Genomic DNA, 14,901 nt, shown 5'->3' on the forward strand with positions numbered 1-14,901 from the left:
CAAGTCGCCTCAGTTGCGCAAGGTTTTGAGAGCCGCAGCGCCCAAACCAAGTTGGTAAAAGATTTGTGTGATGTCTTTGGTGTTGCGCATCACTACACTCCAGGTGGCCTCTCGGTCTAGCTTTTCGGGCAACACAATGGTGTCACCCGGCATGACCTTGGCACTGTTGATAGTGGCACCAAACCACGCGTCGCTTTTGCTCAATGCTGAGCCGTCGGCACGAATCAATATCACCGCGTCGCGGTCTGCGCCGCTGCTCACGCCAGCTTGTTTGAGGTAATCCTCTACAGACTGGCCAGCTTTGAACAGCAAGGCCGACTCAGTGTTGACTGAACCAAAGATGTAAATAAAGTCTGGACGGCTAGACACCACAAAACGGTCACCGTTTTGCACACGCAGGTCTGGCAACTTGTTGGTGTAATTGAACAACTCAGGCTCTAAACCCAGTGCAATGCGTCCTTCTGGCTTGATGCTACGCACACGTTCTAAGGCTTGGCGCTGGGCTTGCTGCGCTGCCAAAAAACGAGCCTGCGTGAGGTTGACGTCTGAACTGGCGCCGTTGCTTTGGCCAATCATCGCTAGGTTGGCGCTGGTTTCGGCCTCTAGTCTGCGAACGAGCTTTTCTAAGCTTTCAGCCTGGCTTTTGCGCACTTCTTCACGGTAAAGGGCTGACCCGTACAAATAGGCGTCGTGCGTCAAACCACCTGCACGCTCCAGCACCGAGGCCAAGGTTTCGCCGGGCTTGGCTTGGTAAATGCCTGGGTTGGCCACCTCGCCCTCCACCCGCACCATGATGCGACGTTTGGCCATGGGCACACGCACGTCGTTGACCGAAAAGACGGTGACCACATCGCCCGCTTGCAGCAGCACATTGTCTGGCGAATGGGCATCTGCCAAGGCTTTAGATAGGCTAAAGGGCAACAAGCTGACGCTCAAGTCTTTGCGGTTGACGCGCTCAACCACTGCGTAGTCCCAATTGATTTCGTCGTAGAAGTTGCCTATTGAGTTTGCCAACAGCGGTGCGGCTGTGTTGGCCGCAAAACTGCGTGTTTGACGCATGTCACGAAAAGACTCTAATGAATTTGCAGGTGTTGCAGGTGACTTTAAGGGTGATCTTGCGTCTCGTTGCTGCAAGGGGCCGTTGACGTCCGCGTCGGCAAGCAAGTCGTCTGGAATCATCTCGCGGTCACGCAGGGTGCGCTCGCGCTGGTTTGAATCAAAGAGCGCCTCGTTTTGACGGCGCACCGAGTCGCGGCTGATCAACGCTTCTTGGTTGGGTATGAGGTCGCGGATGCGCATGCCTTCTTTGAAGGCCAAGCGCGCCGGCTGTGCCACGTTGCCACGCAGGGTGACGGCATTGGCCAACTCGGGCGTGATGGCTTGCACGGTCAGCAGGTCGCCATTCTTCAGTGGTGTTTGCATGCCCAAGGTGTTCAAGGCAAAGTCTTGCACGCTACGGGGCTGGCTGTTGCCTGGGGTCAGGCGCTCTAGGGTCACGCGGCGGGGGTCTGCCACCACAGGTAGGCCACCGGCCACGGCCAGCAGTTGGTCAAGCGTCTCGCCCTCTTTTTTGAGCTCGTACACCGCCGGGTTGTTGACCTTGCCCACCAAGGCCACGTGGCCCAAGGCGGGGGGGATGACGATGACGTCGCCATCCGTCAGCTTGGTGTCGCCCGCGCTGTCGCCACGGGCCAAAAAGCTGTAAAGGTCAAACTCAGCCACCACTTGGCCCGCCCGTTTGAGCTCTACCCGGCGCATCGACCCGGTTGCATTGGGCCCGCCCGTGGCCAACAGGCCACTGGCCAACGTAGACATGCTGCTGAGCGAGTAGCTGCCAGGGCGGCGGGCTTGGCCCACCACGTACACGGTGATGGAGCGCAGCTGCCCCAAAGTGACGCTGAGCTGAAAGTCTTTGTAAATTTTGCCCACCGCGTTGCGCAGCACGCCCTCGGCCTGGGCGGCTTTGACGCCTGCCAAAGACACCGCCCCCACACGGGGCAGGCTGACCATGCCGTTGCGGTCAATCACGGCGCGCACATCGATATCTAGCGAGCCCCAACCCCGGATGAGCACTTGGTCGCCAGGGCCCAGCAGGTAGTCGTTGCTGACGGGCGCGTTGTCTACAGGCGCAAAGCCTGCGCCCAAAAGCGGGTTGGCTTGTTGGGCTTGGGCACTGCGCTGTTGCGAGAACTGCAGGTTGTCAAAAAACGCTTGGCCGTAAAGCGGGAGCTTGAAACCTGCGGTTTCAAGCACAAACTTTTGGAAGTCATTGGGCTTTAAGGGTTCTGGCTGCTGAGGCCCAGCTAAGTTGGCCACACCTTGCGGCAGGTTGAGTGGGTCTGCCGCGCGGATAGAAGGCACACCACCGGTGGTCATGCCGCCCATGGTGAACCCTGCAACGCCACCCATGCCGGTGGTGGCTGCACCGCCCGCAGCGGCTTGGGGCAACTGTTGTGCTGCAACTGTGCCTATGAAGCACGCTACCGACAGCCCAAGCAACTGTTTTGCTTTGGCCATGTGTGTCAATGGACGCATTGGATAGTCTTTCCTTTAAAACGAGTCACCGTTGCAGGGGCAACGGTGAAGATGTGTTTTATATTGATCAAAGTCATTGTAAAAGGTGGACTCTGGGGTTTACCCCAGAGCGGGCATAGCCGCAGACTCACTCGGTGCTCAGGCTCACCTCATAGCCATGGCTTTGCAGCAAGGCCATGCGCTCGGCTTCAGACAGGTCTGCTTTGAGCATTTGGAAACACATTGGTTGAACGGCAATTTAGGGGGCCGATTAGAGGTCGACCTTGGTGAACTTTGATCATGCTTTGGCATCCTCGCTGGATGACTGAAGTTCTGAACTCAGCGACTCTATCTCCGCCTTGAGCGCCTCATACTCGGTGCGCTTGCGCTTGAGAAAGTTGCTGGTGAGGGCCGCTTTTTCTGAAATGCCCTTGCGGGTGAGGATGTACACGTAGCCAAATTTGTTTTTAGACTGGCTGAAGTTTTGCATCTTGATCCAGCCCTTTTCGATCAGGGCTTTGAGGCAGTAGTTCAAGCTGCCTACGCTCACCCCAAGCTGCTCGGCCAGCTCGCGCTGGGTGAGGTCGGGGTTGTCTTTGAGGATGCGCATGACCCTGAAATAGGTGTCTTCTTGCGCTTGCGACTGTCTGTTGGGCATGGTGAGTCAAGCACGCTACCGCCCTTCCCTGCACCCAACGCACAAGAAATGGGGCCAGCAAACCATGCCGATCTGATAAAGATTTTAGACACAACGGCCCTGTTTGTTCAGGATTGAACGAAATAAAAGACAGTCAGCGCATGAGCATCACTTGGCGGCCCAAGGATTGATGACCGGGACAGACAAATCATCAAAGTGCTTCACATTTCGTGTGGCAATGGCGGCACGCTGCGCCAAGGCGATGCCGGCAATGAAGGTGTCACGCATGTCAACGGGGCGGCCTCGGGTTTTTCGGTCTGCGGCCAACTGGGCAGCCTGTTGTGCTGCGTTGATGTCAAAAAATAGCACGCGATGTTGCAAGTCATCGTGAACGATGGCTTCAAACCGTTGCGCCAGCGCATTTTTTCGTTGCCCATCTGGCAAAAGTGCCAACCCGCAACGGGCTTCAAAAAGAGTGATGCTGCTGAGCCATATGGAATCGGCAGGCTGGTCGTCCAACCACGCCACCACTTGCGCGTCGGGGGCTTGCTGCATCAAAGCAGACAACACGTTGGTGTCCAAGAGAATCATTCGCCCAACACCATGGGTTCAATGGTTTGCGCATGCAGCTCTGGCAATGGCTCAAGTAGCCCTGCCCCAGCAAAACGCCCAGAGATGCGCGAGCCAAGCTTGGTCCGTGCCGGTGGCGGCTGATTCACAGCCTCGCGCAGGATGTGTCGAACCTCTTCTTCCATGCTCCAACCATGCAAACTGGCGCGCGCTTTGAGCCCAGTTTTCACGCTGTCTTCGATATTGCGAACGATCATTTGTGCCATAGATCACCTTTTGAGCGAATGCACATGATATCGCGATATCAGTTTTCAAGTTGGTACCGTGCCAAACCGCCTCTCGCGGTTCGCAAACCAAGCCAAGGCCCGGGCGAGTTGCTGGGTGTCAAAGTCGGGCCACAAGACGTCGGTGAAGTACAACTCGGCGTAGGCCACCTGCCAAAGCAAGAAGTTGCTGATGCGCGACTCGCCGCCGGTGCGGATGAGCAGGTCCACCTCGGGCATGCCGGCGGTGCTGAGGTGTTGGGCCAAGTCTTGCTCGGTGAGGTGCTGGGCACTGGCGCCGGGGTTGGCCAGGGCCCAACGTTGCACGGCTTGGACGATGTCCCAGCGCCCGCCGTAGTTGGCCGCCACGTTGAGGGTGATGGTGTGGTTGTGCACGGTGGCGTTTTGCGCCACTTCGATGCGTTGCTGCAACTCGTGAGGGAAGGCGCTGATGTCACCCAAGACCTGCAGGCGCACGCCCTCGGCTTGCATGGCCTTCATTTCTTTTTCAAGGTACTGCACGAACAGGCCCATGAGGGTGGAGACCTCGTCGCTGGGGCGTTGCCAGTTTTCGGTGCTGAAGGCAAAGAGGGTGAGGTAGCCCACGCCTTGGTCGGCGCAGGCTTTGACCAAGTCACGCACGCCTGCCGCGCCCTTGGCGTGGCCCACGGTGCGCGGCATGTGGCGTTGTTTGGCCCAGCGGCCGTTGCCGTCCATGATGATGGCGACGTGGCGCGGGGTATTGACGGGGGACGGGATGTTGGCGCTGTTCACAGAGTGAATTATTGACTGACGGCCAGCGATTCGATGGCCAGTTTGAGCTTTTGGGGCTGACCCAACAGGTCCACCAGCACAAAGGCGCGGGTTTCGCCATCGTGGGCCTGGTACACACCCTCAAGGCCGGCCAGCGGGCCGTTGGCGATGCGCACGCTGTCGCCCACCTCAAACAAACGGGCCACGGCGGCGGGCGGGGCCTCGCGCAAGAAGTGGATGAACTCTGGCGGCACCTTGGCGGGCACGTGGCCAAAGCTGACCAGTTTGCTCACGCCCAAGGTGGAGCGGATGGGGGACCAGTTGTGGTTGACGTCGTTGAGGCGAATGAAGAGGTAGCGGCTGAACATGGGCTCGCTCACGCGGCTGACCTTTTGGCGGCGGACTTTTTCGACGTCCATCATGGGCAAGAAACACTCAAAGCCCTGGTTGGTCAGGTTCTCCAGGGCGCGGGCTTCTTGGCGGGGCTTGGTGTGGACGGCGTACCACGCGGCGGGGGACGGGTCTGTGTCGGTCATGTCTTTGAATGCTATTTTTCTACTTTTGAAGAAAGTTTAACCGCGCCGGTGCCCCATGCCAAAACTCACGCAGCTTTGAGAGGCCTCATCCCCAAACAGCCTGCATGAGCTTGGGCCCAAAGACGATGGCGCCCACCACCACCGCCGCCACGCTGGCGATCAAAACGGCTGCGGCGGCCACGTCTTTGGCCTGGGCGGCCTTGGGGTGCTGCTGTGGCGAAACCAAGTCGACCACGCACTCTAGCCCGCTGTTGAGGGACTCGGCCACCCACACCCAGGCCATGGCCGCCACCAACGCAAGCCACTCCAGGCGAGAGACTTGACAGTAAACACCAGCCAAGACCACGGCCACGGTGGCCAGCGCATGGATGCGCGCATTGGCCTGGGTGCCCAGCAAGAACTTGAGGCCTTGCCAAGCAAAGCCCACACTGCGCCAGCGTTGTGCCAAGTAGCCCACGGGTGCCTCTGTGGATGGGTCAGTTGAGCGGTTGCTGGTACTGCAACAGGGCCGAGCGGCCCGACCAGCTCAGGCCCAGCCTGCGGCCGGTGTTGGCGTCGGTGAAGTAGTACGTGGTCAAGGCGCCGGTGGCAGCACCTGCGGCCACGTCGCGCCAGCGGTGTTCACGCGCGTCTACGCGCGACCACGCCACGTAGCTGGCGGCCAAGTAGGCGGGCACGCCGTATTCCCAGCCGCCTTTCATTTGCATGTACTGCGCGGCCGAGAAGGCCACGGCCGAGTGCGCCGACGGAAAGCTTTTGTCGTCTTTGCCGTTGGGGCGCATCTCGTGGGTGGTGGACTTGAGCACCTCCACAATGCCGACCGTCACGGCCTCTGACTTGACGAGCTGCACCAGGCCCTCGGTGTCGTTGTTGAGCCAGCTCAAACCTGCGGCCACGGTGGGCAAACCCAAGGCGACCATGTTGGCGTTGCGGGTGGTGGCGTCAACCGCCTGCGCCTGCACCGAGAGCAGGCCTAAGCAGCAGGCCAAGATGAATTGCGGGATACGGTGCTGGATAAGTTGCGAGGAGGTACGGGGCATGGGGCATGTGGTTGAGCAGGTCATGGGCGGGGCCTTGGGTTGATTTCATTCTATCGACCGGGTGTCAAGCGCTGATGCGGGCCCCATGGATGGTTGTTTGTGCTGGGTCAATGCCCCAGGCTGACAAGCGCGATGCAACACGTTAAAGTGGCGCAACCGTTTTTTAAGAAGGCACCACACCATGTCCAAACACCCCCACCTCGACCCGGCCGCGATGGCAGACAACGTCAAAGAACAGGCGCAACAAATTTGGTTGGCGGGCTTGGGGGCGTTTTCTAAGGCACAAGAAGAAGGCAGCAAGGCGTTTGAAAAGCTGGTGAGCGACGGCATCACCATGCAGCGCAAAGCGCAGATCACCGCCGAAGAAAAATTGGCCGAAGCCACCCACAAGGTCACGCAGGTGGCCCATCAATTGAACGAGCGCGCCACTGGCCAGTGGGACAAACTGGAGAACATTTTTGAAGACCGCGTGGCCAAGGCCTTGACGCGTTTGGGCATCCCCTCGGCCAGCGAGTTGAGCGCCCTGCACGCGCGGGTTGAGCAGCTCGAAAAGCAATTGGGCGCCAAGCCCAAGGCTGCCGTCGCAACCAAAGCGGCCGCCAAGCGCGCTCCGGCAAAGAAGGTGGCGGCCAAGCGACCTGCTGCCAAGAAAAAAACGGCCAAATGATCTGACTCAATCATGGGTCTCAATCATTAGGTTCTGACCCCAATTAAACCCATTCCATATGGCTAAAAAAGCGCCGCGCCGCACGGCTGAGCGAATTTTGGAGGTGACGCTGGAGCTGTTCAACCGCTTTGGCGAGCCCAATGTGTCGACGACTTTGATTTCGTCTGAGCTCAACATCAGCCCCGGCAATTTGTACTACCACTACCCGGCCAAAGAGGAGCTGGTGAATGCGCTGTTCATGCGCTACGAGCAGGCGCTGCAAGACCTGTTGGGTGCAGCCCCCGGGGTGCACGACGTGGAGGATGCGTGGTTTTTCATGCACACGCTGTTTGAGTTGGTCTGGCAATACCGCTTTTTGTACCGCGACCTCAACGACTTGCTGAGCAAAAACCGTCGCCTGGAAACCCACATCAAAGACGCGCTGCTGCACAAAACCAGCGCGTTTCGTGCGGTGCTCGACGGGCTGGAACACGCCAAGGCGCTGACCATCACCCCCTCAGAGCGCGAGGTCACCGCCACCCACATGGTGGTCATGCTCACCTGGTGGCTGAGCTACGAATACGTGCGCGACCCGCGCCACGCGCTAGAGCCCCAAAGTGCCGAGAAGTCCCTGTTGCGCGGCGCCAAACATGTCTTGGGTCTGTTGTTGCCCTATGCCGCAGGCGCGCACAAAGAGCACCTGAGTGCGTTGCTTTTGGCGTATTGATCAGGTCGGCAACACCGCAATGAGCACCAAGCCTTTGTCGCAAAAATCCAAACGAGCAACCTCCCTGATGCTTTCTACACACGTGTTGGCTGAGGCAAAAGAGCTGGGAAGCAACATGTCGAAGGTTTGCGACACCCATTTGCATGAACTCGTGCAACAAGAAAAAGAGGCGCGTTGGAAGTCTGAGCACGCGCACTTCATTAACGCCTACAACCAAACAGTGGATCAAGAAGGATTACCGCTTGACGCTTGGAGAACTTTTTAAGGCAGGCATGCTTTGAGGCGGGGTTTACTCTTTTCCTGGCTCGGCAAAACAATTAGGTTCTGACCCCAATTAATTTTTCGACCAGTTGCACCCAGTAGGTGCCACCCAAGGGGATGAGTTCGTCGTTGAAGTCGTAGTTGGGGTTGTGCAGGGTGCACGGGCCTTCGCCGTGGCCGATCTCGCGGTGCACGCCGTCGCCGTTGCCGATGAAGCAATAGGCGCCGGGCAGGGCTTGCAGCATGTAGGAGAAGTCTTCGGCGCCCATGGTGGGCTCTTGCACCAGCACATTGGCCTCGCCCACGATACTGGCCATGACTTGGCGCGCCACTTCGCTTTGCGCGGCGTGGTTGATGGTGGGCGGGTAGTTGCGCTCGAACTCAAAGGTGCAGGTCGCGCCAAAGGCGGCGCAGGTGTGCTGGGCCACGTCGCGCATGCGCTGCTCGATGAGGTCAAGCACCTCGAGGCTGAAGGTGCGCACGGTGCCCTGCATTTCGCAGTGGTCGGGCACCACGTTGGTAGCCTCGCCGGTGTGGATCATGGTGACCGAAATCACGCCCGCATCCACGGGCTTTTTGTTGCGGCTGATGATGGTTTGAAACGCTTGCACCATCTGGCAAGCCACGGGCACCGGGTCCACCCCGTTGTGAGGCAGCGCGGCGTGGCTGCCCTTGCCATGGATGGTGATCTTGAACTCGTTGCTCGACGCCATGACGGGGCCTGCACTCACGGCAAACTGGCCCACGCCCAAGCCCGGCCAGTTGTGCATGCCAAACACCGCGTCCATGGGAAACAGCTGGAACAGGCCGTCTTTGATCATTTCACGCGCGCCGCCCCCACCCTCTTCGGCGGGTTGGAAAATGAAGTACACCGTGCCGTCGAAGTTTTTGTGTTGGGCCAGGTGCTGGGCCGCGGCCAAGAGCATGGCCACGTGGCCGTCGTGCCCGCAGGCGTGCATCTTGCCCGCGTGTTGGCTGGTGTGGGCGAACTGGTTGAACTCTTGCATGGGCAGCGCGTCCATGTCAGCGCGCAGGCCAATGGCGCGCGGGCTGCTGCCGTTTTTGAGGATGCCCACCACGCCCGTCTTGCCCAAGCCCCGGTGGATGGGAATGCCCCACTCGGTGAGTTTTTGGGCCACCAAGTCGGCGGTGCGCAACTCTTCAAAGCTGAGCTCGGGGTGGGCGTGGATGTCGCGGCGCACGGCGCTGATGCTGGCCGCGTGTGTGACCAAAGAATCAAGGACTTTCATGCTGACAGTCTAGCCGCACGCCATGGCTTTTGCCTGTTTGTACCCTGGTGACACAGGGCCTTTGCCGAACAAGGTCTTGTCGGGTCGCGCTAGGGCTGGTTCACAAGGTTTGCCCTAGGCGGTGACGGGCAATTTCGAGCAAGCCGTCAAAGATCAGGTTGTCGATCAATTCAAACTTCACCGACATGCTGGGCGCCATTTTCCAGCCCGCCCCGCCGGTCATGTAGCACACCGGTTCAGTCGCGCAGTGCTGGCGAACATGCTGCACCATGCGCTCGACCGCGCCGGCAATGGCAAAGGTGCCCCCGCTGGTCAGTGCGTCGCTGGTGTTGGTGGGGAACTCACACACCTCCCCCGTGGGCACCCGCAGGCCCGCAGTGCCCGACTCGAGCGCGCGCAGCATGATGCCGTGACCGGGCAGGATGATGCCGCCCAAGAATTTGCCTTGCGCGTCGATGGCTTCTACTGTGACGGCCGTGCCCACCATCACCACCACCAGGGGGCGAGGCTGCATGTTGGGGAATTGGCGCAGCATGCGCGCGCGCGCGCCGACCATGGCGACCCAGCGGTCGGCGCCTAGGCGTGTGGGGTGGTCGTAGCCGTTGATCAAGCCTGCTTCTGCGGCCGATGACACGGCCCAGTGGGGGGTGAAGTCCCACAGCTCCAACTGCTCCTCCACACGACGGCGGATGGCCTCGCCTGCCACGATACAGCCCAACATGTGGGTGGGCTCGGGCAGGTGCCGCCAGTCTTCGTCGCTCAAGCGGTCGATGTTTTCTAGAAAGACGGCGCCGTGGCCCAGCAACTGAGCGCCGGGCGTGGGCTTGTCGTACAGGGCCCACTTCAAGCGGGTGTTGCCAACATCGAGGGCAAGAAAGGTCATGGCGCTGCGGCTTGCTCAGTTTTGGCGCCAAGGCAGGTTGCGAAAACGCCATCCGCCCTTGAAGCCTCGGTGCGCGTGCAGGTTGGCGTCGCCCTCAAAACCCTCCAAGATGTTGTAAGCCTCCAGGCCCAGCTCGGTGGCGCGCTTGGCGGCGGCAATCGAGCGCACGCCGCTGCGACACAACAGCACCACTTTTTTGCCGTTGGCAGCGGCCTGCACTTCGTCGTCAAAGGCGGGGTTCATCGCCATGCCGGGCCACTGCTTCCAAGCCACCGACACCGCACCTGGAACAAAGCCCACCCACTCGCGTTCTGCGTCACTGCGAATGTCGACCAAGACAGCCTCGCCCGAGGCGACCCATTGGTGGGCCAGTTGCGGGGAGACGTCGCCGGCATAGCCCTCGGCAGGAACGGCGTGGACAAGCCCGGGTTGCTGAGTTTTGATCATGGTCAGTGTGAAACTTTGAAGTCTGACGAAGTATAGAGACCGCCAGCAAGACTCCAAGGCGACAAAAACACCGGGTTACTTCGGGGGGAGCTAGTGAAAACCCGGTCATGTCGCCTCGGCAAATGGTTCAAAAATGAAATGTGAATTCAACGTCGAAGAGTCACAACACCAGGAGACAACCCCCATGACCGAAAGCAAAAAAACCACCGCCCGCCGTAACGTACTGAAAGGCGCTGCCGTTGCCGCTGGCGCCTTGTCCGCACCCATGGTGTCACGCGCAGACACCGTCTCGCTGCGTTTTCAAAGCACCTGGCCAGCCAAAGACATCTTCCACGAGTACGCCAATGACTTTGCCAAAAAAGTCAACGACATGGCCAGTGGTCGCCTGAAGATTGAAGTGCTGCCATCGGGGGCCGTGGTGCCGGCGTTCCAGTTGCTCGACGCTGTGAACAAGGGCACGCTGGACGGCGGCCATGGTGTGCTGGCTTACCACTACGGCAAGAGCAACGCTTTGGCCTTGTGGGGCTCGGGCCCTGCCTTTGGCATGGACCCCAACATGGTGTTGGCTTGGCACCAGTACGGTGGCGGCAAACAACTGCTGGAAGAAATTTACAAGTCGCTCAACATCGACGTGGTGTCGTATGTGTACGGCCCCATGCCCACGCAGCCGCTGGGCTGGTTCAAAAAGCCCATCGCCAAAGTGGCTGACCTCAAAGGCCTGAAGTACCGCACCGTGGGCTTGGCGGTGGACATCTTCACCGAACTCGGCGCTGCGGTGAACCCACTGCCCGGCGGCGAAATTGTGCCCGCCTTGGACCGTGGCTTGATTGATGCGGCTGAGTTCAACAACGCCTCGTCTGACCGCGTGTTGGGTTTCCCAGATGTGGCCAAAAACTGCATGCTGCAAAGCTTCCACCAAAGCGGCGAGCAGTTCGAGATTTTGTTCAACAAAGGCAAACTCAATGCGCTGCCCGCCGAGCTCAAGTCGATCATCGATGTGGCCGTGTCGGCCTCCTCGGCCGAGATGAGCTGGAAAGCGATCGAGCGCAACTCCAAAGACTACGAAGAGATGAAAAAGCAAGGCATCAAGTTCTACAAGACGCCGGACGCCATCCTCAAAGCCCAACTGGACGCTTGGGACAAAGTGGTCGAGAAAAAGTCTGCCGAGAACCCCCAGTTCAAGAAGGTCATGGACTCACAACGTGCGTTCGCGGCACGTGCAGGTCAATGGCAAAACGACTACATGGTCGACTTCAAGATGGCCTACAACCGCTACTTCAACGCCAAAAAGGCTTAAAGCCCCGGCTGCGTTCCTGCACAACCCATTCGGCAACCCCGGATGGGTTTTCTTCTTTTCTGAACGGTTGATATGAACACTCTCAAACTGCTGCACACAGCAGACCACATCAGCACTTGGGTGGGCAAAGCCTTCTCCTGGCTGATCGTGGCCTTGATGCTTTTGGTGGTGACGGAGGTGTTCAAGCGCTACGCCTTGAACGCCCCCACCGCCTGGATTTTTGACGCCAGCAACATGATGTACGGCACGCTGTTCATGATGTGCGGCGCTTACACCTTGAGCCAAGACGGCCATGTGCGCGGCGACTTTTTTTACGGCAGCGCCAAGCCCCGCACCCAAGCGTCGCTCGACCTGGTGCTGTACATCTTGTTCTTCATTCCTGGGGTGATTGCCCTGACCTGGGCGGGTTGGACCTATGCGGCCGACTCGGTGGCGATTCGCGAGCACACCTTCAACGCCGACCCGCTGCCGCTGTACCCCTTCAAAGCGATCATCCCTTTGGCGGGCTTGACGGTGCTGATGCAAGGCGTGGCCGAGATCGTGCGTTGCGTGGTGTGTTTGCGCACCGGCGCATGGCCCGAGCGCCTGAAAGACGCCGACGAAATTGACGTGGTGGAACAACAACTGGCCAACAGCATTTACGTGGACGACGATGCCAAACGCGACGCGATTGCACGCGCCAAGAGCATTGACGAAGAAGCCCACCAACGCGGCCACAACGCAGGAGGTCAGCCATGAGCGATCCCGCACTCGGCCTGACCATGTTGGCCCTCATCGTGGTGGTGATCATGATGGGTTTCCCCACCGCCTTCACCCTGATGGGTTTGGGCATGGTGTTTGGCTTCACCGCTTTTTACGACCCCAGCCAACCCTGGATGGACAACAAGGTGTTCAACCTGATGGTGCAGCGCACCTTTGGCGCGATGACCAACGACACACTGCTGTCGATTCCGCTGTTTGTGCTGATGGGCTATGTGATGGAACGCGGCGCACTGGTGGACAAGATGTTCCACAGCGTGCAGTTGGCTTTCCGCCGCTTGCCCGGATCGCTGGCCGTGGCCACCTTGGTGATTTGCACCTTCTGGGGCATTGCCAGTGGCTTGGTGGGCGCCGTGGTGGTGCTGATGGGTGTGATTGCCATGCGCCCCATGCTCAACGCGGGCTATGACACGCGCTTGGCCGCAGGCGTGATCACCGCTGGCGGCACGCTGGGCATTTTGATTCCACCCTCGGTGATGATCATTGTGTACGCCGCAGTGGCGGGCCAATCGGTGGTCAAGCTGTATGCGGCGGCCATGTTTCCCGGCTTCTTTTTGGCCTTCTTGTATTTGGTTTATGTGATTGGCTGGGTTTTGATCGACCCCAAGATCGCACCCAAATTGCCCGAAGAGCAGTTGCACGCGCCGGTTTCACCCTGGATTCAAAAACTCACCGGGCTGTATTCAGACCGCATGTTGCCCACCTTGATCCAAGCCACGCTGGCACCCCGGCGTGCCTTGCAAATTCAAGTGGCTGAGTTGCGCGTGAGCTGGTCGCTGTTGTTCAAGAGCTTGATGATGAGCTTGGTGCCGGTCTTCATGGTGGTGATCAGCTTGGGCGCCGTGTGGTGGTACGTGGTGATTTACTCGCAAGCCGACAACAACGCGGCCGCACAAGCGAGCGTGGCCCAAGTTACCGCACCCACAGCCGCCGCCGCGCCTGCCACCACCGCCGAGCGTGTGGCCGCACCGAGCGGCGGCGTGTCTGAGCCACCGGGGGCCCAAGAGCCCAAGAGTTCGGGCGGTTTGTCTGAGCCACCGGGCAGTGAGTCTGTGGCGCAAAGCTCAGGTGACAACGGCGTACAAGCCCCTCCGGGCGCTGAAGCCGACACCCCCGCAGAGGCTGAAACCGACGCCCCACTGCAAGCCCTGGGCGATGGCGACACCTCAGACGCACCCAAAACCGAGCCCGTGCCTGACAGCTTTTACACGGGGTTCTGGATCGCCGCCGCACTGCTGGTGGCCTTGCTGGCGTGGTACTACAAGGGGTTCAATGGCGAACAGTTCGAGATCTTGAACATGCTGGTCAAGTCGGTCATGCCCTTGGGCGTGCTGACCTTGGTGGTCCTGGGGGTGATTTTGTTGGGCATCACCACCGCCACCGAGTCGGCTGCCGTGGGGGCCGCAGGCGCGTTCTTGATGGCGTGGGCTTCGGGTTCGTTGAACTTTGAGCGCATCAAAGAAGCGGTGTTCTTGACCGCCAAGACCACCTCGATGGTGTGCTGGTTGTTTGTGGGCTCGGCCTTGTTTTCTGCCGTGTTTGCCATCTTGGGTGGCCAACGCTTGGTGGAAGAGTGGGTCATGGCCATGAACCTCTCGCCCATCCAGTTCATGCTGCTGTCGCAAGCCATCATCTTTGTGTTGGGTTGGCCGCTGGAGTGGACCGAGATCATTGTGATCTTTGTGCCCATCTTCTTGCCTTTGCTTGCACACTTCCAGATCGACCCGATGTTGTGGGGCGTGCTGGTGTTTGTGAACTTGCAAGCGGCCTTCTTGTCGCCGCCGGTGGCCATGTCGGCGTTCTACCTCAAGGGCGTGTCACCCCCGCATGTGACGATCAACCAGATCTTCGCGGGCATGATGCCGTACATGCTGATCGTGATCTTGTGCATGGTCTTGATGTACATCTGGCCGGGGCTGACCTTGTGGTTGCCCAACTACCTGTACGGTGGCCGATAAGCCTTTGCCCTGGCCTTCACGCTGGCCCCTCCAAGCCGCAGCGCCTGCACTGACCCCAGTCATTTGGCCCTGCGGCTTTTTTGTGCCCGCGCCGACGGCGCAGACAGGACGCGCAGCAGCAAGCAGCTATGATTGACGTTTACGTAAACGTAAACCAACTTACCCCCGTATTTCGGAGTGCCCCATGACCGACTTGTCCGCAGAATTCAAAGCCCTGGCCCACTACAAACCCCAGCACAAGGTGCGCTTTGTCACGGCTGCCAGTTTGTTTGACGGGCATGACGCCGCCATCAACATCATGCGCCGCATCTTGCAGGGCATGGGCGCTGAGGTGATTCACCTGGGCCACAACCGCTCGGT

At 59.5% G+C, this 14,901-nt stretch carries 18 protein-coding genes; 7 read left to right on the top strand and 11 right to left on the bottom strand.

Translation table 11 applies throughout. The features are described from left to right. Nucleotides 1–9 precede the first annotated feature (9 nt). From ACKWJN_RS14975 to ACKWJN_RS15010, 8 genes are all read right to left on the bottom strand, one after another. Nucleotides 10–2,517, bottom strand: a complete 2,508-nt coding sequence (locus ACKWJN_RS14975) for an SLBB domain-containing protein (protein WP_408598214.1) — start codon at nt 2,515–2,517, stop codon at nt 10–12. 295 nt (nt 2,518–2,812) lie between these two features. Continuing rightward, entirely contained in the window at nt 2,813–3,172 is a 360-nt protein-coding gene (locus ACKWJN_RS14980; protein WP_408598215.1) for a MarR family EPS-associated transcriptional regulator, read from the bottom strand. Between the two features lie 147 nt (nt 3,173–3,319). Continuing rightward, nucleotides 3,320–3,742: a type II toxin-antitoxin system VapC family toxin gene (locus tag ACKWJN_RS14985; protein ID WP_408598217.1), complete on the bottom strand. Its 423-nt coding sequence runs from the start codon at nt 3,740–3,742 to the stop codon at nt 3,320–3,322. After that, nucleotides 3,739–3,987: a FitA-like ribbon-helix-helix domain-containing protein gene (locus tag ACKWJN_RS14990; RefSeq protein ID WP_408598219.1), complete on the bottom strand. Its 249-nt coding sequence runs from the start codon at nt 3,985–3,987 to the stop codon at nt 3,739–3,741. The genes ACKWJN_RS14985 and ACKWJN_RS14990 overlap by 4 nt, the downstream gene beginning before the upstream one ends. Before the next feature lie 45 nt (nt 3,988–4,032). Then, nucleotides 4,033–4,767: an isoprenyl transferase gene (locus ACKWJN_RS14995; protein ID WP_408598241.1), complete on the bottom strand. Its 735-nt coding sequence runs from the start codon at nt 4,765–4,767 to the stop codon at nt 4,033–4,035. Next, on the bottom strand, nt 4,767–5,273 hold the full coding sequence (gene rfaH, locus ACKWJN_RS15000) for a transcription/translation regulatory transformer protein RfaH (RefSeq protein WP_408598220.1): 507 nt from the start codon (nt 5,271–5,273) through the stop codon (nt 4,767–4,769). Before rfaH ends, ACKWJN_RS14995 begins: the two co-directional genes overlap by 1 nt. Before the next feature lie 85 nt (nt 5,274–5,358). Then, entirely contained in the window at nt 5,359–5,730 is a 372-nt protein-coding gene (locus ACKWJN_RS15005) for a diacylglycerol kinase family protein (protein WP_408598222.1), read from the bottom strand. A gap of 19 nt (nt 5,731–5,749) precedes the next feature. Further along, the gene (locus ACKWJN_RS15010) at nt 5,750–6,313 is read right to left on the bottom strand and encodes a phosphatase PAP2 family protein (protein ID WP_408598223.1); all 564 of its coding nucleotides are present in this window, start codon (nt 6,311–6,313) and stop codon (nt 5,750–5,752) included. Nucleotides 6,314–6,494: 181 nt separating this feature from the next. Here ACKWJN_RS15010 and ACKWJN_RS15015 point away from each other — a divergent pair, with 181 nt between their 5' ends. The 3 genes from ACKWJN_RS15015 to ACKWJN_RS15025 are packed head-to-tail and all read left to right on the top strand — an operon-like array spanning nt 6,495 to nt 7,951. Beyond that, nucleotides 6,495–6,980, top strand: a complete 486-nt coding sequence (locus tag ACKWJN_RS15015; RefSeq protein WP_408598225.1) for a phasin family protein — start codon at nt 6,495–6,497, stop codon at nt 6,978–6,980. A gap of 58 nt (nt 6,981–7,038) precedes the next feature. Next, on the top strand, nt 7,039–7,686 hold the full coding sequence (locus ACKWJN_RS15020) for a TetR/AcrR family transcriptional regulator (RefSeq protein ID WP_408598227.1): 648 nt from the start codon (nt 7,039–7,041) through the stop codon (nt 7,684–7,686). Nucleotides 7,687–7,705: 19 nt separating this feature from the next. After that, on the top strand, nt 7,706–7,951 hold the full coding sequence (locus ACKWJN_RS15025; protein ID WP_408598229.1) for a type II toxin-antitoxin system CcdA family antitoxin: 246 nt from the start codon (nt 7,706–7,708) through the stop codon (nt 7,949–7,951). Nucleotides 7,952–8,003: 52 nt separating this feature from the next. Here ACKWJN_RS15025 and ACKWJN_RS15030 read toward each other — a convergent pair whose 3' ends face one another. The 3 genes from ACKWJN_RS15030 to ACKWJN_RS15040 all read right to left on the bottom strand — a co-directional run bounded on the left by ACKWJN_RS15030 (nt 8,004) and on the right by ACKWJN_RS15040 (nt 10,527). After that, a complete protein-coding gene (locus tag ACKWJN_RS15030) occupies nt 8,004–9,197 on the bottom strand; it encodes a M20 aminoacylase family protein (RefSeq protein ID WP_408598230.1) in 1,194 nt (397 codons plus the stop codon). A gap of 100 nt (nt 9,198–9,297) precedes the next feature. Beyond that, nucleotides 9,298–10,080, bottom strand: a complete 783-nt coding sequence (locus ACKWJN_RS15035; RefSeq protein WP_408598232.1) for a type III pantothenate kinase — start codon at nt 10,078–10,080, stop codon at nt 9,298–9,300. A gap of 15 nt (nt 10,081–10,095) precedes the next feature. Then, nucleotides 10,096–10,527 carry a rhodanese-like domain-containing protein gene (locus tag ACKWJN_RS15040; protein ID WP_408598234.1) on the bottom strand — a complete coding sequence of 144 codons (432 nt, stop codon included), beginning with the start codon at nt 10,525–10,527 and terminating at the stop codon, nt 10,096–10,098. Nucleotides 10,528–10,711: 184 nt separating this feature from the next. On the opposite strand from ACKWJN_RS15040, the gene ACKWJN_RS15045 reads away from it, so the two are divergent. From ACKWJN_RS15045 to ACKWJN_RS15060, 4 genes are all read left to right on the top strand, one after another. Beyond that, the gene (locus tag ACKWJN_RS15045; RefSeq protein ID WP_408598236.1) at nt 10,712–11,824 is read left to right on the top strand and encodes a TRAP transporter substrate-binding protein; all 1,113 of its coding nucleotides are present in this window, start codon (nt 10,712–10,714) and stop codon (nt 11,822–11,824) included. A gap of 72 nt (nt 11,825–11,896) precedes the next feature. Beyond that, nucleotides 11,897–12,562: a TRAP transporter small permease subunit gene (locus tag ACKWJN_RS15050; RefSeq protein ID WP_408598238.1), complete on the top strand. Its 666-nt coding sequence runs from the start codon at nt 11,897–11,899 to the stop codon at nt 12,560–12,562. Further along, nucleotides 12,559–14,541: a TRAP transporter large permease subunit gene (locus ACKWJN_RS15055; RefSeq protein ID WP_408598239.1), complete on the top strand. Its 1,983-nt coding sequence runs from the start codon at nt 12,559–12,561 to the stop codon at nt 14,539–14,541. The genes ACKWJN_RS15050 and ACKWJN_RS15055 overlap by 4 nt, the downstream gene beginning before the upstream one ends. A 184-nt stretch (nt 14,542–14,725) precedes the next feature. Further along, a partial coding sequence (locus ACKWJN_RS15060) for a cobalamin B12-binding domain-containing protein (protein ID WP_408598242.1) occupies nt 14,726–14,901 on the top strand: 176 nt, incomplete at its 3' end.

Origin of the sequence: Limnohabitans sp., from assembly GCF_046052825.1 — a bacterium.
Classification (GTDB): domain Bacteria; phylum Pseudomonadota; class Gammaproteobacteria; order Burkholderiales; family Burkholderiaceae_C; genus Limnohabitans.

Coding starts and splice junctions, on each gene's coding strand:
- ACKWJN_RS14975 (WP_408598214.1), bottom strand. CDS start 2,517: ATGGCCAAAGCAAAACAGTTGCTTGGGCTGTCGGTAGCGTGCTTCATA.
- ACKWJN_RS14980 (WP_408598215.1), bottom strand. CDS start 3,172: ATGCCCAACAGACAGTCGCAAGCGCAAGAAGACACCTATTTCAGGGTC.
- ACKWJN_RS14985 (WP_408598217.1), bottom strand. CDS start 3,742: ATGATTCTCTTGGACACCAACGTGTTGTCTGCTTTGATGCAGCAAGCC.
- ACKWJN_RS14990 (WP_408598219.1), bottom strand. CDS start 3,987: ATGGCACAAATGATCGTTCGCAATATCGAAGACAGCGTGAAAACTGGG.
- rfaH (WP_408598220.1), bottom strand. CDS start 5,273: ATGACCGACACAGACCCGTCCCCCGCCGCGTGGTACGCCGTCCACACC.
- ACKWJN_RS15010 (WP_408598223.1), bottom strand. CDS start 6,313: ATGCCCCGTACCTCCTCGCAACTTATCCAGCACCGTATCCCGCAATTC.
- ACKWJN_RS15015 (WP_408598225.1), top strand. CDS start 6,495: ATGTCCAAACACCCCCACCTCGACCCGGCCGCGATGGCAGACAACGTC.
- ACKWJN_RS15020 (WP_408598227.1), top strand. CDS start 7,039: ATGGCTAAAAAAGCGCCGCGCCGCACGGCTGAGCGAATTTTGGAGGTG.
- ACKWJN_RS15025 (WP_408598229.1), top strand. CDS start 7,706: ATGAGCACCAAGCCTTTGTCGCAAAAATCCAAACGAGCAACCTCCCTG.
- ACKWJN_RS15030 (WP_408598230.1), bottom strand. CDS start 9,197: ATGAAAGTCCTTGATTCTTTGGTCACACACGCGGCCAGCATCAGCGCC.
- ACKWJN_RS15035 (WP_408598232.1), bottom strand. CDS start 10,080: ATGACCTTTCTTGCCCTCGATGTTGGCAACACCCGCTTGAAGTGGGCC.
- ACKWJN_RS15040 (WP_408598234.1), bottom strand. CDS start 10,527: ATGATCAAAACTCAGCAACCCGGGCTTGTCCACGCCGTTCCTGCCGAG.
- ACKWJN_RS15045 (WP_408598236.1), top strand. CDS start 10,712: ATGACCGAAAGCAAAAAAACCACCGCCCGCCGTAACGTACTGAAAGGC.
- ACKWJN_RS15050 (WP_408598238.1), top strand. CDS start 11,897: ATGAACACTCTCAAACTGCTGCACACAGCAGACCACATCAGCACTTGG.
- ACKWJN_RS15055 (WP_408598239.1), top strand. CDS start 12,559: ATGAGCGATCCCGCACTCGGCCTGACCATGTTGGCCCTCATCGTGGTG.